This window comes from Solwaraspora sp. WMMA2080 (genome assembly GCF_027497395.1).
GTDB lineage: Bacteria > Actinomycetota > Actinomycetes > Mycobacteriales > Micromonosporaceae > Micromonospora_E.
On sequence record NZ_CP114910.1, the window covers coordinates 5,661,847 to 5,680,128 of the forward strand.

Sequence of the window (18,282 nt, forward strand, 5' to 3'; positions counted from 1 at the left end):
CGTCGCCGGGTCCGGCCGCGTCGGATCGGCGACCAGCAGGCATGCTGGAGCCTGTTGATCGTGCGGCGTCGCCGACGCGGGTGTCCGGTACAGGCCCTGCCCGGAGGCCACCGAGGCGGGCGGTCGGGTCACCGCCGACCCGGACACCCGCCAGATTGAGATCGTGCTCAGCGCGTAAGGAGAATCCCGACATGTCCGTATCATTACCGTCCGGCCCTGTCTTTCCCGGCAACTTCCTCTGGGGTACGGCGACCGCCTCGTACCAGGTCGAGGGGGCCGCTGCGGTGGACGGCCGCACACCGTCCATCTGGGACACCTTCGCGCACACCCCCGGTCTGGTCACCAACGGCGACACCGGTGACGTGGCCTGCGACCACTACCACCGGCTGGAGGAGGACCTGGACATCCTCGCCGAGCTCGGCGTCGGCGCGTACCGGTTCTCGATCTCCTGGTCCCGGGTGCTGCCAGGGGCCGGCAGCCAGCTCAACCAGCGGGGCGTGGACTTCTACTCGGCGCTGGTCGACGGGCTGCGGGCCCGGGGGATCGCGCCGGTCGCCACCCTCTACCACTGGGACCTGCCGCAGGAGCTGGAGGACGCCGGCGGCTGGCCGCACCGGGACACCGCCGAGCGGTTCGCCGAGTACGCCGGCCGGATGGGCGAGGTGTTCGGCGACCGGGTGCACACCTGGATCACCCTCAACGAGCCGTGGTGCTCGGCGTACCTGGGCTACGGCTCCGGCGTGCACGCCCCGGCGCGTACCGAGCCGGCCGCCGCGCTGGCCGCCGTGCACCACCTCAACCTCGGCCACGGTCTGGCGGTACGCGCGCTGCGGGCGGGCATCGACCCGGCGGCCCGGGTCAGCGTGACGTTGAACCTGCACCACGTGCGGGGCGAGTCGCCCGGCGACGCCGAGGCGGTACGCCGGATCGACGCGCTGGCCAACCGGGCGTTCCTCGGGCCGATGCTGGACGGGGCGTACCCACGGGACCTGATCGACGACACCGCGGCGGTGACCGACTGGTCGTTCGTGCGCGACGGCGACGAGGCGGCCGCGCACGCCCCGCTGGACCTGCTCGGGGTGAACTACTACAACCCGGTGCTGGTCCGCCAGTGGGACGGGGTGTCGCCACGGTCGACCGCCGACGGGCACGCCGACGGGGCGGCCTCGCCGTGGATCGGTGTCACCGACGTCGAGTTCGTCACCCAGCCCGGCCCGTACACCCAGATGGGCTGGAACATCGACGAGACCGGGCTGACCGAGCTGCTGCTGCGGCTGCACCGCGACTACCCGGGGCTGCCGATGATGATCACCGAGAACGGGGCGGCGTTCGACGACGTGCTCGACGACGACGGCCGGGTCCGTGACCCGCGCCGGGTCGACTACCTGCACCGGCACCTGACCGCGGTGGCCGAGGCGATCGACGGCGGCGCCGACGTGCGCGGGTACTTCGTGTGGTCGCTGATGGACAACTTCGAGTGGGCGCACGGGTTTGGCAAGACGTTCGGCATCGTGCACGTCGACCGGCAGACGATGCGGCGTACCTGGAAGGAGAGCGCGCACTGGTACCGGCGGGTGGTGGCCGCTAACGCGCTGCCGACCGCCCGCTGATCGGGCCGGTCGGCCCGGTGGTGCCGGTCGCCCCGGCACTGCCGGCCAGCCGCTGACCGCGAACTGCCCGGATTCGGTTCACCTATCGACCTGATAATTCCGATCGACATGCTAGACATTGCCGGTCCGGTCCGGCACCCTCGACAGGGTGGACTGGGTATTGGTGCTGGCCGGTTGCGGCATCGGGATCATCGTCGGGCTGACCGGCATGGGCGGCGGGGCGCTGATGACCCCGATGCTGGTGATCTTCTTCGGCGTGCCGCCGCTCGCCGCCGTCTCCAGCGACCTGGTGGTCAGCGCGGTGATGAAACCGGTCGGCGGGCTGGTGCACATCCGGCGGCGTACCGTGCACTGGTCGCTGGTCGGCTGGCTCTGCCTGGGCAGCGTGCCGAGCGCGTTCGCCGGCGTCCTGCTGCTGCGCTCGCTCGGCGACGGCGAGCGACTGCAGCAGGGCATCAAGGTGGCGCTCGGGGTGGCGCTGGTACTGGCCGCCGCTGGTCTGGTCTTCCGCACCTACACCCGGATGGCCGAGCACGCCACCCGCCGCCGGGCCGGCGCCGCAGACCATCGCGCGGATGATGCCGCACCGGCCGAGCCGGCGCTGCGGGCCCGGCCGCTGCCCACCGTGCTGATCGGTGCCGTCGGCGGTCTGATCGTCGGGATGACCAGCGTCGGCTCCGGTTCGCTGATCATCATCGCGTTGCTGATGCTCTACCCGCTGCTGCGGCCCGCCTTTCTCGTCGGCACCGACCTGGTGCAGGCGGTACCGCTGGTGATCGCCGCCGCCGTCGGGCACCTGCTCTTCGGTGACTTCCGCCTCGACCTGACCACCTCGCTGCTGCTCGGCGCGGTGCCCGGCGCGTGGCTCGGCGCACAACTGTCGTCGCGGGCACCCGGCGGCCTGGTCCGCCGGGCGTTGACCCTGGTACTGCTGGCCAGCGCCATGAAACTGCTCGGCGTGCCGGACATCCCGCTGCTGGTGGCCCTCGCCGCCGTCGTGGTCGCCGGGTCACTCGGCTGGATGGCCGCCCGCCGCCGGCACGGCCTGCCCGCGCTGGCCCGTACCGAGCTGCGTGAGCCGGACCGGCCGGCCGACCGGTCCGAACCGCTGCGGGTCGGCGGCCGGTGACGGTCAGAACACCGTCCCGATCAGTGGTCTGCAGCCAGCGGCGCAGGTTGATCATGATGGTGGTTCTGCGGCGGCGACCTGCCCGCCGGCCGCGCCCGGCGGCTGCCACAGTTGCTCCGCCGGTGCGGTACCGCACCCCGTTAGCGCCGTCGTCAGCACCACACTCCGCAGCGGCTGATCTCGCCTCGAACGCACCTGCTTTTCTCTGCCCCGTCCCGTCCACAACGGCTACCCGACACAGTTACGGTTCGGGCCGCCGGCTGACACTATGTCCAGATGGACTCTCGGCGACATCCACTCACCGTGCCGCGGTCCAAGCGGATCCGGCTGGTGGTCGACAGCGACGCGCGCAATGAGGCCGACGACCAGTACGCGATCGTGCACGCACTGCTCACCCCCCGGTTCGACGTGCGCGGGCTGGTCGGCGCGCACTTCGGCGTCCGAAACGGCCTGGACACCGCTGCCGCCAGCGTCGCCGAGATCCACCACCTGCTGGAGCTGATGCGACTGCCGGCTCCGCCGCCGGTGGCCGCTGGGGTCAGCCGTCCGCTGCGGGACGCGGTCGGCGGAGCACCCGGGGTCGACCTGATCGTCGCCGAAGCCATGCGCGACGATCCACTGCCGCTGTTCGTGGCCTTTCTCGGGCCGCTGACCGATCTCGCCGCCGCGCTGCGGGTCGAGCCGAGGATTGCCGGGCGGTTGACCGCCGTCTGGATCGGCGGTGGCCCGTACCCGGACGGTGGTGCCGAGTTCAACCTGGGTAACGACGTCGACGCCGCCAACGAGGTGTTCGACTCCGAGGTGGAGCTGTGGCAGATCCCCAACGCGGCGTACGGCATGATGCGGGTCGGTCTCAGCGAACTCGCGGTCCGGGTGGCGCCGCGTGGGCCGGTCGGTGCGTACCTGTTCCGGCAACTCGTCGAATTCAACGACGCGATGGGTGACAATGCGAACTGGCCGGCAGGGGAGTCGTGGGTCCTCGGCGACTCCCCTGCCGTCGGGGTGCTGCTGGACGAGCACTGGATGGATCACCGCCAGATTCCGGCACCGATCGTCCGGCCCGATCTGAGCTATCAGCACCGGCAGGACCGCTCGCGGACGATTCGGGTCTACCACCGCGTGGACTCCCGGTTCGTGCTGGAGGACCTGTACGCGAAGCTGACCCTCGCGTACGGCTGAAGACGTTGGCTAAGGTCGATCCGATGCACCGGATCGACGACACGGCGCCAGCGGCGCGCTGGGAAGACGCGTTCCTCACCGGCAACGGCGAGTACGGGCTGATGGTGTACGGCGACCCGACCGCCGAACGGATCGTGGTCGACCATCACCGGTTCGTGCTGCCCAACGGCACCCGCGGCCTGCGGCCACCGGAGCTGGCGGGGGTCATCGAGCAGGTCCGGGACCTGATCCTGGCCGGCCGACGGACCGAGGCCGGTCGGCTGCTCGCCGCCGGCCGGCAGCTGGAGTGGACCCAGTCGTTCCACCCCGGCTACGCGCTGACCGTCGACGACCTGACCGTCGACGCGCCGGCTGGCCGGGCCGCCGAGCCGGCGCCGCTGCCCGCCGACTACCTGCGTACCACTGACTTCACCACCGGTGAGATCACCGTGCGGTGGGCCGGCGGCGGAACCCGGCAAGCCTTCGTCTCCCGCGCGGACCGGGTCGCCGTGGTCCGGCTGGCTGCCGGCCCATGCCTGCTCGGCGCGACCGGCGACCTGCCCGGCCGGCCGGCCGACGTCAGCTACGACATCACCGCCTACCGGCGCGACGGGTACGCGTTCCTGCGGGTCCGGGGCAGCTATCCGGCCGGCCTCGGGGCGTACGGCTTCGAAGGACTGACCCTGGTGACCGGCGACACCGAGATCCTCGGCGACCGGATCCTGATCGGCGGGGACGCGCTGGCGCTGACCGTGCTGGACCGCTACGACGCGCCGGGCTGGGGCACCGGGGTGCTGCACGCGCGGCTCGCCGGGCTGGCCGATCAGCAGCCGGGCGCCGACTACCAGCGGCTGCTGGTTCGGCACGTCGCCCTGCACCGGCCGATGTACCAGCGGGTCGAGCTGCGGTTGCGGGTCGACGAGGCCGACCGGCGCCGTCCGGTCGGTGAGCTGCTCGACGCCCAGCGCGCCGACGACCAGCGACTGTCACCGGCGCTGCTGGAACGGCTGTTCCACGCCGGCCGGTACCTGCTGATCAGCTCCAGCGGGGCGCTGCCGCCCCGGCTGACCGGGCTCTGGCTCGGCTCCTGGGACGCCGCCTGGGCCGGCGACTTCACCACCGACGCCAACCTGAATTTGCAGTTGTCCGGGGCGAACATCGGCGCGCTGCCGGAGGTGACCGCTGCGCACCGACGGTTGATCGCCGGCCAGGTCGACGACTGGCGACGCAACGCGCGGGCGGTGTACGGCGGCCGAGGCCTGCTCGCGCCGGGGCGCACCGACGGCGAACACGGGCACCTGTTCCACTTCTGCGACGAGTGGCCCTGGCCGGCCTGGCTGCCCGGCGCGCACTGGCTGCTGTACCCGCTGTGGGAGCACCACCTGGTCACCGGGGAGCCGCTGGGGGAGGTGGCCGGTTGGCTGGTCGAGGCGGCCGAGTTCTTCGAGGATTTTCTGACCCGGGTCGACGACGACGGCCGGTACATGATCGTGCCGTCGTTCTCCGCCGAGACCGGGCCGCCCGACGAGCACGACGAGCCGGTCTACCCGGCGGTGAACGCCACCATGGACATCGCCGCCGCCCGGCACGCGATGCGGGTCGCGGGCGGGTTGACCGGTGCGCCCCGGTGGGCCGATCTGGCCGCGCGGCTGCCCGGATACCTGGTGGACGAGCGGGGCGCGCTGGCCGAGTGGGCGTGGCCCGGATACCGCGCCGACGACGACCACCGGCACATCAGCCACCTCTACCCGGTCTGGCCGCTGCACGAGATCACCCCGGACGGCACCCCGGAGCTGGCCCGCGCGGCCCACCGGGCACTGGCGGTACGCGGCGACGAGAACCTGTCCGCGCACGGCAGCCTGCACCGTGCGCTGGTCGCCGCCCGGCTGCGCGACGCCGACCGGGCCGCCGCCAACCTGCGGAAGATCATCTGCGCGGACATGTTCTTCCGGTCGTTGATGAGCGCCCACAACCCGGGTCTGCAGACGTACAACGCCGACGCCGTGCACACGCTGCCCGGCGTCCTGATCGAGATGCTGGTCGATTCGCGCCCCGGGTCGCTGCACCTGCTGCCGGCCTGGCCGGGCGAGCTGCCCGGCGGCACCCTGCGCGGGGTTACCTGCCGGGGCCGGATCACCGTCGAGGAGCTGACCTGGGACGCCACGACGCTGCGGGTCCGGCTCCGCTCGGCGCTCAGCCAACAGGTGGCAGTACGCAGCCCGTACGGTGCGAGGGCGGTGGACCTGCCCGCCGATGAGCCGGTGGAGCTTTCCCTGCATACTTAGGCGATGCTTACCTCACTTCGGGCCGGTCGGGGTGAGCGTGTCGGACGGGATGTTACCCAAAGTGGTCGTAGCTTTACGACACGTCGGCGGCTTGGTGGGCTGCTCGTTGCCGTACTGCTGCTGGCCCTGACCGTCTTCGCCAGCCTCGCCCTCGGATCCCGCGACATCGCGCTGCCGGTGGTGGTCGAGGCGCTGGTCGACCGCGACCCGGCGGTCAACGACCACGTGGTCATCTGGGACCTGCGGCTGCCCCGGACCGTGATCGGACTGCTCGCCGGTCTGGCACTCGGACTTTCCGGCGGGCTCATGCAGGGACTGACCCGGAACCCGATCGCCGACCCTGGGCTGCTCGGCATCAACGCCGGAGCCTCGCTCGCCGTCGTCGTCGCGATCACCTGGCTCGGCATCGGCACCACCGCCGGCTACATCTGGTTCGCGTTCGGCGGCGCGACCCTCGCTGCGCTGCTCGTCTACGGCATCGGGTCGATGGGCGGCGACGGCGCGACTCCGGTGAAACTCGCCATCGCCGGCTCGGCGCTCACCGCCGTGCTCACCTCGCTGATCACCCTGGTGCTGCTGACCAACCTGCAGACCCTGGAACGCTACCGGTTCTGGCAGGTCGGCTCGCTGGTCGGGCGGGACCTCGACACCGCCCGTACGGTGCTGCTGTTCATCGCCGTCGGCACCCTGCTGGCGCTGGTCTCCGGCCGGGTGCTCAACGCGCTCAGCCTCGGCGACGACGTCGCCCACGGGCTCGGCCAGCACGTGGTTCGGGACCGGGCGGTCATCATGACCGCGACCGTGTTGCTCTGCGGCTCGGCGACGGCGCTCACCGGACCGATCGTCTTCGTCGGGCTGGTCGTGCCGCACGCCGCCCGCTGGGTGACCGGGCCGGACTACCGGTGGATCCTCGCGTACAGCGCGGTGCTCGGTGCCGCTTTGCTGATCGCGGCCGACGTGCTCGGCCGGCTGGTCGCCCCGCCCGGTGAGGTCGAGGCCGGCCTGGTCGTCGCCTTCCTCGGCGCACCGGTGCTGATCGCCCTGGTCCGCCGCTCCCGATTGGCCAGCGTGTGACCGCCGGTCTCGGGCTTCCCGCGCTGGGCCGGCTGCGGCGTCGCCAACGCCGCCGGACCACCGTCGTGCTGGCCGGGTTGGTCGGGGTCGTCGCCGTCTTCGCCCTGCTCAGCCTCGGTCTCGGTGCCTACCGGATCTCGGTGGACGGGGTATTCCGCACGCTGATCGGGCAGGGCGACGGCCGCGACGACTTCATCATCCTCAGCCTGCGGCTGCCCCGACTGGTCGCCGGGATTCTGGCCGGTGCCGCGTTCGGCCTGGCCGGTGGCATCTTCCAGACCCTGCTGCGCAACCCGCTGGCCAGCCCGGACATCATCGGCGTCACTGGCGGGGCCAGCGCCGCCGCGGTGTTCGCGCTGGTCATGCTGGGCGCCGGCAGCCTCGGCGTGTCGGTCGCCGCGTTCGTCGGTGCGGCCGGTACGGCGACCGCCGTCTACCTGCTCTCCTGGCGGGGCGGGCTGACCGGGTACCGGTTCGTGCTGGTCGGCATCGCCGCCGCGTTCATGGCGCACGGTGTCCTCGGCTACCTGCTGACCCGGGGGGAGGTACGCGAGGCGCAGATGGCATTGTCGTGGATGGTCGGCAGCCTGGGCAGCGCCCGTTGGCCGGAGATCGCCGTCCTGGCGACGTTGCTCGGCGTGCTGACCCCGGCGCTGTTGGCGTTGCGTCCGGCGCTCGGGCTGCTGCAGTTCGGCGACGACACCGCAACCGGCCTGGGGGTGCGGCTGGAGCGCAGCCGGATCAGTCTGCTGGCGATCGCGGTGGCCCTCGCCGCGGTGGCGACCGCGGTGACCGGGCCGATCGCGTTCGTGGCGTTCGTCGCCATGCCGATCGCCCGGCGGATGATGCGTTCCGGCGCCCCGGTGCTGCTGCCCGCCGCTCTGGTCGGAGTGGTGGTGGTGACCGGGGCGGACCTGGTCGCCCAGCACCTGCTGCCCGGCAACATCAAGACCCCGGTCGGCATCGTCACCGCGGTGATCGGCGGGCCGTACCTGCTGTGGTTGCTCGCCACCGCCGGCCGGAATCACGGCTCGGTAACCAGGATTACATAGGCTAGCCAAACCTAACTTAGCCGTGGTTGCATGTGCTGACCTTCGCGGACGACCCCGCGCTCGTAGGAGAGACAGTGATCAGCAGAGAACTCAGCCGCGTCCTTTTCGCCGCTCCGCTTGCCCTCGCCATCGGCCTGACCGCGTGCGGTTCCGGCGACGACTCCAGCGCCGATGACCCCGCGACCGGTGGCAGCTCGGCCGGTTTCCCGGTGACCATCGAGCACGCCCTCGGTGAGACCACTATCGAGGACACTCCGACCCGGGTGGTCGCCTGGGGATGGGGCAGCGCCGACGCCGCCATCGCGCTCGACGTGGTGCCGGTGGCCATCCCGTTCCAGAGCTACGGCGGTGACGCCAACGGCGTACTGCCGTGGATCGCCGAGAAGCTCGACGAGACCGGCGCCGAGGTGCCCACCGTACTGCCGGACGCCCAGGATCCGCCGTTCGACGAGATCGCCGCAGCCGACCCGGACCTGATCCTCGCCGTCTACTCCGGCATCGACCAGGAACAGTACGACCTGCTCAGTCAAATCGCGCCGACGGTCGCCTACCCGGGCGAGGCGTGGGCCACCCCGTGGCGTGACCTGGTCACCACCGTCGGCACCGCGCTCGGCAAGAGCGACGAAGCACAGGCGCTTCTGGACGACATCGACGCGCGGGTCGCCAACAAGGCTGAGGAGAACCCGCAACTGGCCGGCAAGAGCGTCGCCATGGTCTGGGACTCCGCCGGCACCTTCTACGTCTACAAGGAGGCCGACCCGCGGGTCGAGTTCGCCCTCGACCTCGGGATGACCGGCGCGCCCAGCGTCAACGACCTCGGCACCGACGAGTCGACGTTCTACTTCACCATGAGCTACGAGCAACTCGACCAGCTCACCTCGGACGTGCTGGTGTCGTTCGCCACCACTCAGGAGGAACAGGACGCGTTCCTGTCCTCGCAGGCCGCCCAGACCATGCCGCAGATCCGGTCCGGGGCGGTCGCCTCGCTGGTCGGTGCCGAGTTCATCGCCTCGGTGTCGCCGCCCACCGCGTTGTCGGTCACCTGGGGCCTCGACGAGTACGTCGCCGCACTCGCCGAAGCCGCCGACAAGGTCGACGCCGCTTCCTGAACGGCTACCCGGCCCGGGTCGGTTCGCCTGACCCGGGCCGGCCCGGCCCCCCGGGTCAGAGCTCGTAGTGCCAGATGCTGATCGCGTCGGCACCCAGCCGGCAGACGATCGTGCCGCGGTCGCCGACACAGCCGCCGACCGGTCCGGGAACGCTACCGACCATGCGTACCGTCTCCGGACCGGCCGGCGCCAGTACCGCAAGCCACGCCGGTCCGGTCTCGGTCAGCTGCCGGTAGCCGACGAACGTCGCGTCGCCGCGCCCCTCCAACTCAATCTCCCAGGCGCTCAACGGCAGCAGGGTCCGCCCGGTCCGCGGGTCGATGATCCGCCCGCTGCCCGAACCTGCCTCGGCGCTGGCATCCGCCACCGCCACCGACGCGGGATACCCGCGACCGTCGCCGTCCGCTGCGGCGCCGGACCCGCCGTCGGCCGAGACGCTGTACGCCACCAGGTAGCTGTCGAAGTCGACCACCAGGTCAGCCGGCACCCGCCACACCGTCCGGCCGGTCAACGGGTCGACCGCCTCGATCCGGGTGTCGTCCGGGAAGCAGATCAGCTCGCCGCACCCGGTGATCCGGCCCGGTCCGTACCGCACCGGCCGGTGCCACAGCTGCCGCAACGTCGCCGGGTCGTAGCCGGTGACCCCCAGCTCACCGCCGCGCCACTGGCGCAGCAGCAGCGTGCCGGCCATGGTGTCCGGCCGGGACACCTCACCCAGATCGGCGGTACGCAGCATCGTGCCGTCGCGCCCGTCGCGTACCTGGGCCCGGCCGTCGGTGCCGACCAGCAGCGCCTGCCCGGCGGTCCCGGCCAGCACCTCGGTCGGCACGGACAGGTCGGCCCGCCACAGCTCGTCGCCGGTCGCCACGTCGACCGCACGCAGCGTCGACGAGGTGGCGCCGGCGTCGTCCGGCTCGTCGATCAGCGCGGTACGCCCGTCGTCGGTCAGCACCAGCCCGTCCGGTGCCACCCACCGGGTCTGCCCGGTCTGCGCGTCCAGGATGACCGTCGAGCCGGTGCCGGGACCGGACCTCGGGTCGACCAGCACCACGTCACCGGTCCGGCGCACCTGGCGCAGCCGCCAACTCGCCGAGTCGAACGGTACCGTCCACCGCAGCGCGCCGTCCGGTACGCCGTACGCGGACAACTGCCAGGTGGTCGCCGCGCCCTGCGCGGCAGCCGAGGTGACCAGCAGCCGGTCCCCGGCGAGCACGATGTCCCGGGCCTTCACCTGATGGCTGGCGACCTGGACGAGCAGCGGGCCGCTGGGCGGGGCCGCGCCGGACAGGCCGGCCAGCAGCGCCAGGCCGGCGACGGCGGCGAGCGGACGGGCCCGGCCGGCGGCCAGCCGTACCCGTCGTGGTGTCCGCCACCAGCGTCCGGCCGGTGCCTGCGGCGGCGCCTCGGGGTGGCTGGCCAGACCCAGCTCGATGACCATGTGCTCCACACTCTTCCCTGTCGCGGCCGGTGTCCAGCGGCGGGCGCGACGTGCCCGTCGACCATAATTACGGCATGGACGACGCCCCGGCTCATCCGACCCGTCGAACCAGGTGGCTGCGCCGCAAACTGGTTGTCTGCGCGGCGGCGGCGGTCACGGTCGCGCTGCTGGTCACCGGCAGCGGCTACTGGGTCCGCGCGTCGGCGGCCGAGCATGTCTACGAGCTGGCCGACGTGCCGGCCGCTCCGGTCGCCCTGGTGCTCGGGGCGCAGGTCCGGCCGGACGGCACGCCGTCGGAGTTCCTGGCCGGTCGGCTGGAGGTGGCCCGGCGGCTGGTCGAAGCCGACCGGGTCCGGGCGGTGCTGGTCTCCGGCGACCATCGGGAGTGGGACTACGACGAGCCGGGCGCGATGCGGCGCTGGCTGATCGATCGTGGCGTGCCGGCGGACCGGATCGTGCAGGACCACGCCGGTCTGGACACCTACGACTCGTGCCTGCGGGCGCGCCGCGTCTTCGGCGTGGAGCAGGCGATCGTGGTGACGCAGAGCTTCCACATCGAGCGGGCGGTCACGGTCTGCCGGCGGGTCGGCGTGGACGCGGTCGGCGTCGGTGACGATTCGGTACGCCGCTTCGAGCGGGCCTGGCGCTGGGGTGCGTTCCGGGAACGGTTTGCCTCGGTCAAGGCCGCGTACGACGTGCTGGTGGGCCGGGATCCGGCGCTGCCCGGCCCACCCGAGACCAGCCTCGACGACGCCCTGCGCGACTAACGGCATATATGTCGGTTTTGGGTTGCACTTCTTGCGCTTTCGCGCGATGCTGATGGTCTGAGAGCGTAGAGGAGGGCCATGAACGGGGATGCGATTGTGCCCGGTCTGGACGAGCGCGCGGAGCTGGCGCGACTTGCTGATCTGCTCGAGACGGCCGAGGGACGTGAGCTGGCGCTGGTTCGCGACGGCATCGAGACGGAGCTTCCCGGGTCGATGCGCGAGGTATTCGCGCGTCTGGTGCAGGTGCTTGCCTCTGGGAGGGGCGTGGCAATTGTGCCGGTCGACCAGGAGTTGACCACAAGAGAAGCGGCTGAGCTGCTCGGTGTGTCCCGGCCGACTCTCATCAAGCTGCTGGACGATGGGGAGATCCCCTATTCCAGACCCAACTCCTCCCGGCGGATTCCGCTAGGTGGTCTGCTCGCTTACAAGCAACAGCGGAGCCACGCGCGACGCCAACTGCTAGCCGAGATGACTGCGGATGCGGTGGATTCCGGGATGTACGGCACTCCGGCAAACTCTGACGAGCGTGACGTCGCGTAGCGTGCCGCTCACCGCTATCCTGGATGCCAACGTCCTCATCCCCATTGCTCTGTGTAATCTGTTACTCCGGCTCGCGGAGGAAGAGCTCTACGTCCCGCGTTGGTCGAACCTGATCCTCGATGAGGTGCGCCGGAACCTGCCGATGCAGCCGTCGGACGCGGTCGAGCGCCGAATTGTCTTCATGAACGCCGCATTCGGCGATGCAATGGTACGGGATTTCGACTAGCTGGCAGAGGTTCGAGTGGAACTGTTGCTCCGGTCCGGTGACGGTTTCAGTGGAACAGTTCGTGCAGCCAGCGCAACTGTCTGCGGACCTGCTCCGACTCACCGCCTTCGTGGCCGTTGAACGGATACGGGTGAATCTCCCGAGCCGGTGGCTCCAAACGCCCGTTTCCGGCGCCGTACTGGTTGTACGCGGCGAAAACCGTGCTCGGTGGGCAGGTGGTGTCGCGCAGCCCGATACCGAAATGCGCCGGAGCCACCGCGGTGCGGGCGAACGACACTCCATCGAAGTAGGACAGGGTGCGGCGTACCGCCGGCTCGGCGTCGCGGTGCACGGCGAGGTACCGGGCGATGTCGCCGTACGGCTCGTTGTCGGTGATCTCGATCGCCCGCTGCCAGTGGCAGCCGAACGGCGCGGTGCAGATCAGCGCGGCCAGGTCGTCGACCAGGCCGGCGACCGCCAGGGCGAGCCCGCCGCCCTGGCTGTTGCCGGCCGCGACCACCCGGGACGGATCGACGCCGGGCAGCGCACGCACCGCAGCCACCGCGCGGACCGCGTCGGTGATCAGCCGGCGGTAGTAGTAGTCGGCCGGGTCGAGGATCCCCCGGGTCACCGGCCCGGGGCCGCCGGCCGTGGCGGGGTGCGGATCCGGGGTGTCCCCGCCGTTGCCGTACTGGTCGCCCTGGCCGCGGGTGTCCATCAACAGGTGCGCGTAGCCGGCGACCGGCCAGATCAGCCGTTCATGCGGCAGGCCCCGGCCCCGCCCGTAGCCGAGATACTCGACGACCGCCGGCAGCGGCCTGTCCACCCCGGCCGGGCGGGTGTACCAGGCGTTGACCGGGTCGCCGCCGAACCCGCGCAACGTCACCTGCCAGGTGTCCAGTAGGCGCAGGTCCGTTGGCTCCAAGCGGACGTCGATCAGCACCTCACGGCTGGCGGCATCGTCCAGGGTCGACTTCCAGAACATCGCGAAGTCGGCTGGTTCGACCACAGATGGGTTGTACGTCGCAAGTTGCGGCAACGGCAGATCAAACGAGGGCATTGAATCTCCCAGGAGACAGATGCACGGTGGACAAATGCTCAGGCAGGCGGTGGCGGGGCGGTACTCTCCCGGATCACCAACTCGGTGACCAGGTCGATGCGGCTGGTCGACAACTCGGCACCGCGGGCCAGGTCCAGCAACATCTGCGCGGCGGTGCCGGCCATGTCGCGCAGCGGCTGGTTGACGGTGGTCAGCGCGGGCACCGTCCAGGCGGCGACCGGCACATTGTCGTACCCGATCACCGACAGGTCGTGTGGGACATCCAGGCCGAGTTGGCGGGCTGCCCGGAGCACGCCCAGCGCCTGCATGTCGGATCCGGCGAAGATCGCGGTCGGCCGGTCCGGGCGGTCCAGCAGTGCCATCCCGTGGGCGAAGCCGGCGTCGACGTAGAAGTCGCCGTGCCGGACAAGGTCGGCCGCGACCGGCAGGCCGGCCTCGTCGTGGGCCGACCGGAATCCGGCGGTACGGGCCTGAGCGCACAGTACGTCCCGTGGCCCGGAGATGATGGCGATCCGTCGATGCCCGAGCTGCAGCAGGTGCCGGGTGGCGATCAGCCCGCCGTTCCAGTTGTTGGATCCGACGGTCGGCACTGACGCCGACGTGGCGCTGTCGGTGTCGATCACCACGAAGGGAATGAGCTGGCGGGCGAGTAGTTCCTGCTGCCGCTCGGTGAGGTGGCACAGGACGAAGAGCACGCCGAGCGGGCGCCGGACCACCGCGCCGTCGAGCCAGTCCTCCGACGGGCTGTGCCGGCCGCCGAGCTGGGTCAGGTTGAGACCGATGCCGGCGGCGCTGGCGATGGTCTCCACCCCGTGGATGATTTCCATCGCCCAGAGTGAGTCGAACTCGTGGAAGACCAGGTCGATCTGGTCGTGCCGGATCGGCGGGCGTCGGGCCCGCCGCCGGTACTGGTGCCGGGCCAGGCTGGCCTCCACCCGGGCCCGGGTCTGCGGCGCCACGTCTGCCTTACCATTGAGAACCTTGGATACGGTGGTGATCGAGACGCCGACCTCGTCGGCGATGGTGGAGATGGTCGTCGGAGACGGCGGGTCGGTGGTCGGGACGGGTGTGGGAGTCGACGGTGCTGGGGGCAGCGGCGGCGCTTCTGTCATGCGTACCTCACGTAAGGTAACCGAAACTTCCGGTGCTGAACCTGCTGGTAACCCGGGGTCAGTGTGTGTCAGGGGTGGCGATGAGTAGGGCTTTGGTGACATCTGGGCGTCGTCAAGCGCACTCTATGCAGTTGAAGGTTCGGTTCAGTGACCCTTGACACACCATGCCGGGGAGTTTAGGTTCCCCGCAAGGTAACGCACATATTTCCGAAAGTTTCGAGGAATGTGTCCCGCGGGGCGTTCCCTGCTGCCGGCAGGGGGCCGGTGGCGGGCCGGACGTGAGGGGTGGCAACTGGGATGAGCACACCCAGCACGGTCGATGCGTCGCCGCAGGCGCAGGTGCCCTTGCCGCCGGTCGGCGACCTACCGCGACGCGGCCGGAGTCGGACCCGTACCTGGCGGCGGGCGCTGCGCCGCGACTGGCAGCTCTACTCACTGGTCGTCCTGCCGCTGGTCTTCTTCCTGATCTTCCGCTATCTGCCGATGCTGGGAAACGTCATCGCGTTCCGCCGGTTCCAGCCCGGCGGCAGCGTCTTCGGTGAGTACTGGGTCGGCCTGCGCTACGTCCGGATGTTCCTCGCCGACCCCACGTTCTGGCAGGTCTTCACCAACACCCTGATCCTCGGCACGCTCACCCTGGTCGTGGTGTTTCCACTGCCGATCGTGCTGGCCCTGCTGCTCAACGAGGTCCGCGCCCGCCGGGTGAAGCGGTTCGTCCAGTCGGTGTCCTACCTGCCGCACTTCCTGTCGATCGTGATCGTCGCGGCGATGGTGATGCAGATCCTCTCGGTCGACGGCACGGTCAACTCGATCATCCGGGCGTTCGGCGGTGACGCGATCCCGTTCCTGCAGCAGCCGGGCTGGTTCCGCACCATCTACGTCTCCTCCGAGGTGTGGCAGACCGTCGGCTGGGGGACGATCCTCTACCTGGCCGCCCTCACGACGATCGACGAGGACCTCTACGAGGCGGCCCGGATCGACGGGGCGAACCGGTGGCGGCAGACCTGGCACGTGACGCTGCCCGGCATCCGGCCCACCATGATCACCCTGCTGATCCTCAACATCGGCACCTTCATGGCGGTCGGCTTCGAGAAGATCCTGCTGCTGTACAACCCGCTGACCTACCCCACCGCCGACGTCATATCGACGTACCTCTACCGGATGGGTGTCGTTTCCAGCAACTTCAGCTACGCCGCCGCCATCGGCCTGTTCGAGGCGCTGATCGGGCTGACCCTGGTGCTGTCCGCCAACCTGATCGCCCGTCGCACGGTGGGGACAAGCCTGTGGTGACCGTCGACGCCTCCCGCAAGCTGTTCCAACCGACCCGACGCCGCCCCCGACGGCCCGACGACACCCGCGGCTACCAGATCTTCCGGGCGGTCAACGGCATCATCCTGACCGGCGTCGTGATCGTCACGCTCTACCCGTTCGCCAACATCGTCGCCCGATCGCTCAGCGACGAGGGCTACATCCGATCCGGCCAGGTCAACATCATCCCGCGCGGGTTCAACCTGGACACCTACCGGTTGGTGATGTCCGACTCGATGTTCTGGACCAACTACCGTAACACCATTGTCTACACGGTCACCGCCACCGTCATCTCAATCGTGCTAACCACCTGCTACGCCTACGTCCTGTCCAAAAAGGATCTGAAGGGTCGGGGCGCGCTGGTCGGTATCGCCGTCTTCACCATGTTCTTCTCCGGTGGCCTGATCCCCAACTACGTGCTGATCACCAGCCTCGGGCTGAAGAACAGCATCTGGGCGATCGTGCTGCCGAACGCGATCAACGTGTTCAACCTGCTGGTCATGAAGGCCTTCTTCGAAAGCCTGCCAACCGAGTTGGAGGAAGCTGCCGCCGTCGACGGGCTCAACACGTACGGCATCCTCTGGCGCATCGTCATCCCGCTGTCAAAGGCGATCATCGCCACGATGGTGCTCTTCTATGCGGTCTCGTTCTGGAACTCGTGGTTCACCGCGTTCCTCTACATGGACCGCTCCGAACTCTTTCCGGTGACCGTCTACCTGCGCAATCTGATCGCCGGGGCAACCACCGCGACCTCCACCGGAAGCAGCAGCGACAGCCTCGCCCAGGCAGCCGCGAACATCCAGGCCGTCACCATCATCCTGACCGTACTACCGATCATCATGGTCTATCCATTCATTCAGCGTTACTTCGTGTCGGGCATCATGCTCGGCGCGGTCAAGGGGTAGCGCTGCGGACAGGTCCGCCCCATTCGACTGAATGCCTTCCGCACACGAAAGACATCCCAGGAGCTTGAATGTCAAGCAGCAGCCTTGCTGAGGTGATGCGACCACGCGGTCGCCTCGTCGTAGACGGTGCCGGTCTTCAGGCATCCGTGCAGGATGCCGACGAGCCGGTTGGCGAGTTGGCGCAGCGCGGCGTTGTAGCTGGCGCCGCGGGCACGTTGCCGGTCGTAGTAGGCGCGGGCACCCGGCGAGGCCTTCAACGCGGAGAACGCCTGGGTCATCAGGGCGTCGATGAGCCGGTCGTTGTGGACGAACCGGGCCGCGACGGTCCTCTTCTTCCCGGACGCGCGGGTGATCGGGCTGGTCGCGGCGTAGTTCTTCCGGGCCTTCGCGGTGGCGTAGCGGTCGTGGTCGTCACCGAACTCGGCGAGCACCCGGGCGCCGAGGACGGCACCCAGTCCGGGCTGGGACAGGATGATCTCAGCGTCCGGGTGCCGGCCAAAATGGTCCTCCACCTGCCCTTGCAGGGCCTTGACCTGCTCGTTGAGAGTGACCAGCAGGGCGACCAGGGCGCGCACCGACGCGGCGTAGGCGGTGGTGACCACGGCCGGCTGGCCGAGGTGCTCGGCACGCAGCACCGCCTGGATCGACGCGGCCTTGGCCGCGACGTCACGGCGCCGGGCCCGTTTGAGAGCGGCGCTGATCTGGCTGATACTCAGCCGGGCGGCGCTGGCCGGATCAGGGGCCTTCGCGAGGAGTTGCAGGGTGTCAGCGGCGTCGAGGTCCTCGAACGCCTCCAACGCCGCAGGGAAGTACTCCCGCAGCGCGTGCCGCAGCCGCTGCACAGCACGGGTGCGTTCCCAGATCAGCGTCTTGTGCATCCGGGTGACGACCTTGACCGCCTCGGCGTCCGCCGAGTCTCCGGCCATCGGGCTCAGTTGGTGCGAGTCGGTGCGCACCATGTCGGCCAGCATGTGCGCGTCGGCGGCGTCGCTCTTGGCCCGGGACACCGCCAGACGTTCCCGGTAGCGGGCCGCCTGCAACGGGTTGACCGGGTACACCGTGTACCCGGCGGCGACCAGCGCCTGCACCCACGGGCCCCGATCGGTCTCGATACCGATCTTCACCTGAGCAGCAGCAGCGTCGGCGTCGATGTCGTCGCCGAGCGCCGTGCCGATCATCGCGTGGAGCCTGGTGATGCCGGCGATGCCCTCGGGCAGCCTCGCCTTGGCCAGCCTGCGGCCGGAGGCGTCCATGAGCTCGACGTCGTGGTGGTCCTCCGCCCAGTCATCTCCTATGAACAGCAACGTCTCTCCCGCCTATTGAGTCGATCACCGCTGGTAGCCAGGAGGAGAACCATCAGCGACCTAATGAAGCAGTGCTCACGCCGCGACCGGGCGGGCACGACATCCCATCAGCGATCAACTCTCCACACCGACCAGCCGGGGCACGATCTTTCGTCAGGACTCGACGTCCAGGAACCCGGAGTGCTCACCGGCTGGCGGCTACCTACCCACCAGGAGTTTGCCGGAT

At 70.1% G+C, this 18,282-nt stretch carries 16 protein-coding genes; 12 read left to right on the forward strand and 4 right to left on the reverse strand.

What is annotated here, in order from left to right:
* Nucleotides 1-191: 191 nt before the first annotated feature.
* From O7543_RS25970 to O7543_RS26000, 7 genes are all read left to right on the forward strand, one after another.
* Nucleotides 192-1,610, forward strand: coding sequence for a GH1 family beta-glucosidase (locus tag O7543_RS25970; RefSeq protein WP_281551471.1), 1,419 nt, complete (start codon nucleotides 192-194; stop codon nucleotides 1,608-1,610).
* A 148-nt stretch (nucleotides 1,611-1,758) separates the two neighbouring features.
* Nucleotides 1,759-2,739 (forward strand): sulfite exporter TauE/SafE family protein, encoded by a 981-nt coding sequence (locus O7543_RS25975; protein WP_281551470.1) that lies wholly within the window; start codon nucleotides 1,759-1,761, stop codon nucleotides 2,737-2,739.
* A gap of 276 nt (nucleotides 2,740-3,015) precedes the next feature.
* The gene (locus O7543_RS25980) at nucleotides 3,016-3,918 is read left to right on the forward strand and encodes a nucleoside hydrolase (protein WP_281551469.1); all 903 of its coding nucleotides are present in this window, start codon (nucleotides 3,016-3,018) and stop codon (nucleotides 3,916-3,918) included.
* A gap of 23 nt (nucleotides 3,919-3,941) precedes the next feature.
* Nucleotides 3,942-6,182, forward strand: a complete 2,241-nt coding sequence (locus O7543_RS25985) for a glycoside hydrolase N-terminal domain-containing protein (protein ID WP_281551468.1) — start codon at nucleotides 3,942-3,944, stop codon at nucleotides 6,180-6,182.
* Between the two features lie 3 nt (nucleotides 6,183-6,185).
* Nucleotides 6,186-7,256 carry an iron chelate uptake ABC transporter family permease subunit gene (locus O7543_RS25990; RefSeq protein WP_281551467.1) on the forward strand — a complete coding sequence of 357 codons (1,071 nt, stop codon included), beginning with the start codon at nucleotides 6,186-6,188 and terminating at the stop codon, nucleotides 7,254-7,256.
* Nucleotides 7,253-8,308, forward strand: coding sequence for an iron chelate uptake ABC transporter family permease subunit (locus O7543_RS25995; protein WP_281551466.1), 1,056 nt, complete (start codon nucleotides 7,253-7,255; stop codon nucleotides 8,306-8,308). The genes O7543_RS25990 and O7543_RS25995 overlap by 4 nt, the downstream gene beginning before the upstream one ends.
* 74 nt (nucleotides 8,309-8,382) lie before the next feature.
* The gene (locus tag O7543_RS26000; protein ID WP_281551465.1) at nucleotides 8,383-9,417 is read left to right on the forward strand and encodes an iron-siderophore ABC transporter substrate-binding protein; all 1,035 of its coding nucleotides are present in this window, start codon (nucleotides 8,383-8,385) and stop codon (nucleotides 9,415-9,417) included.
* A 55-nt stretch (nucleotides 9,418-9,472) separates the two neighbouring features.
* Here the strand turns inward: O7543_RS26000 and O7543_RS26005 are convergent, their stop codons facing one another.
* A complete protein-coding gene (locus O7543_RS26005) occupies nucleotides 9,473-10,855 on the reverse strand; it encodes a PQQ-binding-like beta-propeller repeat protein (RefSeq protein WP_281551464.1) in 1,383 nt (460 codons plus the stop codon).
* Between the two features lie 74 nt (nucleotides 10,856-10,929).
* On the opposite strand from O7543_RS26005, the gene O7543_RS26010 reads away from it, so the two are divergent.
* From O7543_RS26010 to O7543_RS26020, 3 genes are all read left to right on the forward strand, one after another.
* Nucleotides 10,930-11,622 carry an ElyC/SanA/YdcF family protein gene (locus tag O7543_RS26010; protein ID WP_281551463.1) on the forward strand — a complete coding sequence of 231 codons (693 nt, stop codon included), beginning with the start codon at nucleotides 10,930-10,932 and terminating at the stop codon, nucleotides 11,620-11,622.
* Between the two features lie 78 nt (nucleotides 11,623-11,700).
* Nucleotides 11,701-12,162: a helix-turn-helix domain-containing protein gene (locus O7543_RS26015; RefSeq protein WP_281551462.1), complete on the forward strand. Its 462-nt coding sequence runs from the start codon at nucleotides 11,701-11,703 to the stop codon at nucleotides 12,160-12,162.
* Nucleotides 12,149-12,388, forward strand: a complete 240-nt coding sequence (locus O7543_RS26020; protein WP_281551461.1) for a hypothetical protein — start codon at nucleotides 12,149-12,151, stop codon at nucleotides 12,386-12,388. The genes O7543_RS26015 and O7543_RS26020 overlap by 14 nt, the downstream gene beginning before the upstream one ends.
* 46 nt (nucleotides 12,389-12,434) lie before the next feature.
* On the opposite strand, the gene O7543_RS26025 is transcribed toward O7543_RS26020, so the two are convergent.
* Nucleotides 12,435-13,427, reverse strand: a complete 993-nt coding sequence (locus O7543_RS26025) for an acetylxylan esterase (protein WP_281551460.1) — start codon at nucleotides 13,425-13,427, stop codon at nucleotides 12,435-12,437.
* A 38-nt stretch (nucleotides 13,428-13,465) separates the two neighbouring features.
* Complete coding sequence (locus tag O7543_RS26030; RefSeq protein WP_281551459.1) at nucleotides 13,466-14,539, reverse strand: LacI family DNA-binding transcriptional regulator; 1,074 nt, start codon at nucleotides 14,537-14,539, stop codon at nucleotides 13,466-13,468.
* Nucleotides 14,540-14,836: 297 nt separating this feature from the next.
* Between O7543_RS26030 and O7543_RS26035 the strand changes: the two genes are divergently transcribed.
* Together O7543_RS26035 and O7543_RS26040 are read left to right on the forward strand one after the other, a co-directional pair.
* Complete coding sequence (locus tag O7543_RS26035) at nucleotides 14,837-15,829, forward strand: ABC transporter permease subunit (protein ID WP_281551458.1); 993 nt, start codon at nucleotides 14,837-14,839, stop codon at nucleotides 15,827-15,829.
* Entirely contained in the window at nucleotides 15,826-16,752 is a 927-nt protein-coding gene (locus tag O7543_RS26040; RefSeq protein ID WP_281551457.1) for a carbohydrate ABC transporter permease, read from the forward strand. The genes O7543_RS26035 and O7543_RS26040 overlap by 4 nt, the downstream gene beginning before the upstream one ends.
* 71 nt (nucleotides 16,753-16,823) lie before the next feature.
* Here O7543_RS26040 and O7543_RS26045 read toward each other — a convergent pair whose 3' ends face one another.
* Complete coding sequence (locus O7543_RS26045; RefSeq protein ID WP_281551456.1) at nucleotides 16,824-18,056, reverse strand: IS110 family transposase; 1,233 nt, start codon at nucleotides 18,054-18,056, stop codon at nucleotides 16,824-16,826.
* Between the last annotated feature and the right edge of the window lie 226 nt (nucleotides 18,057-18,282).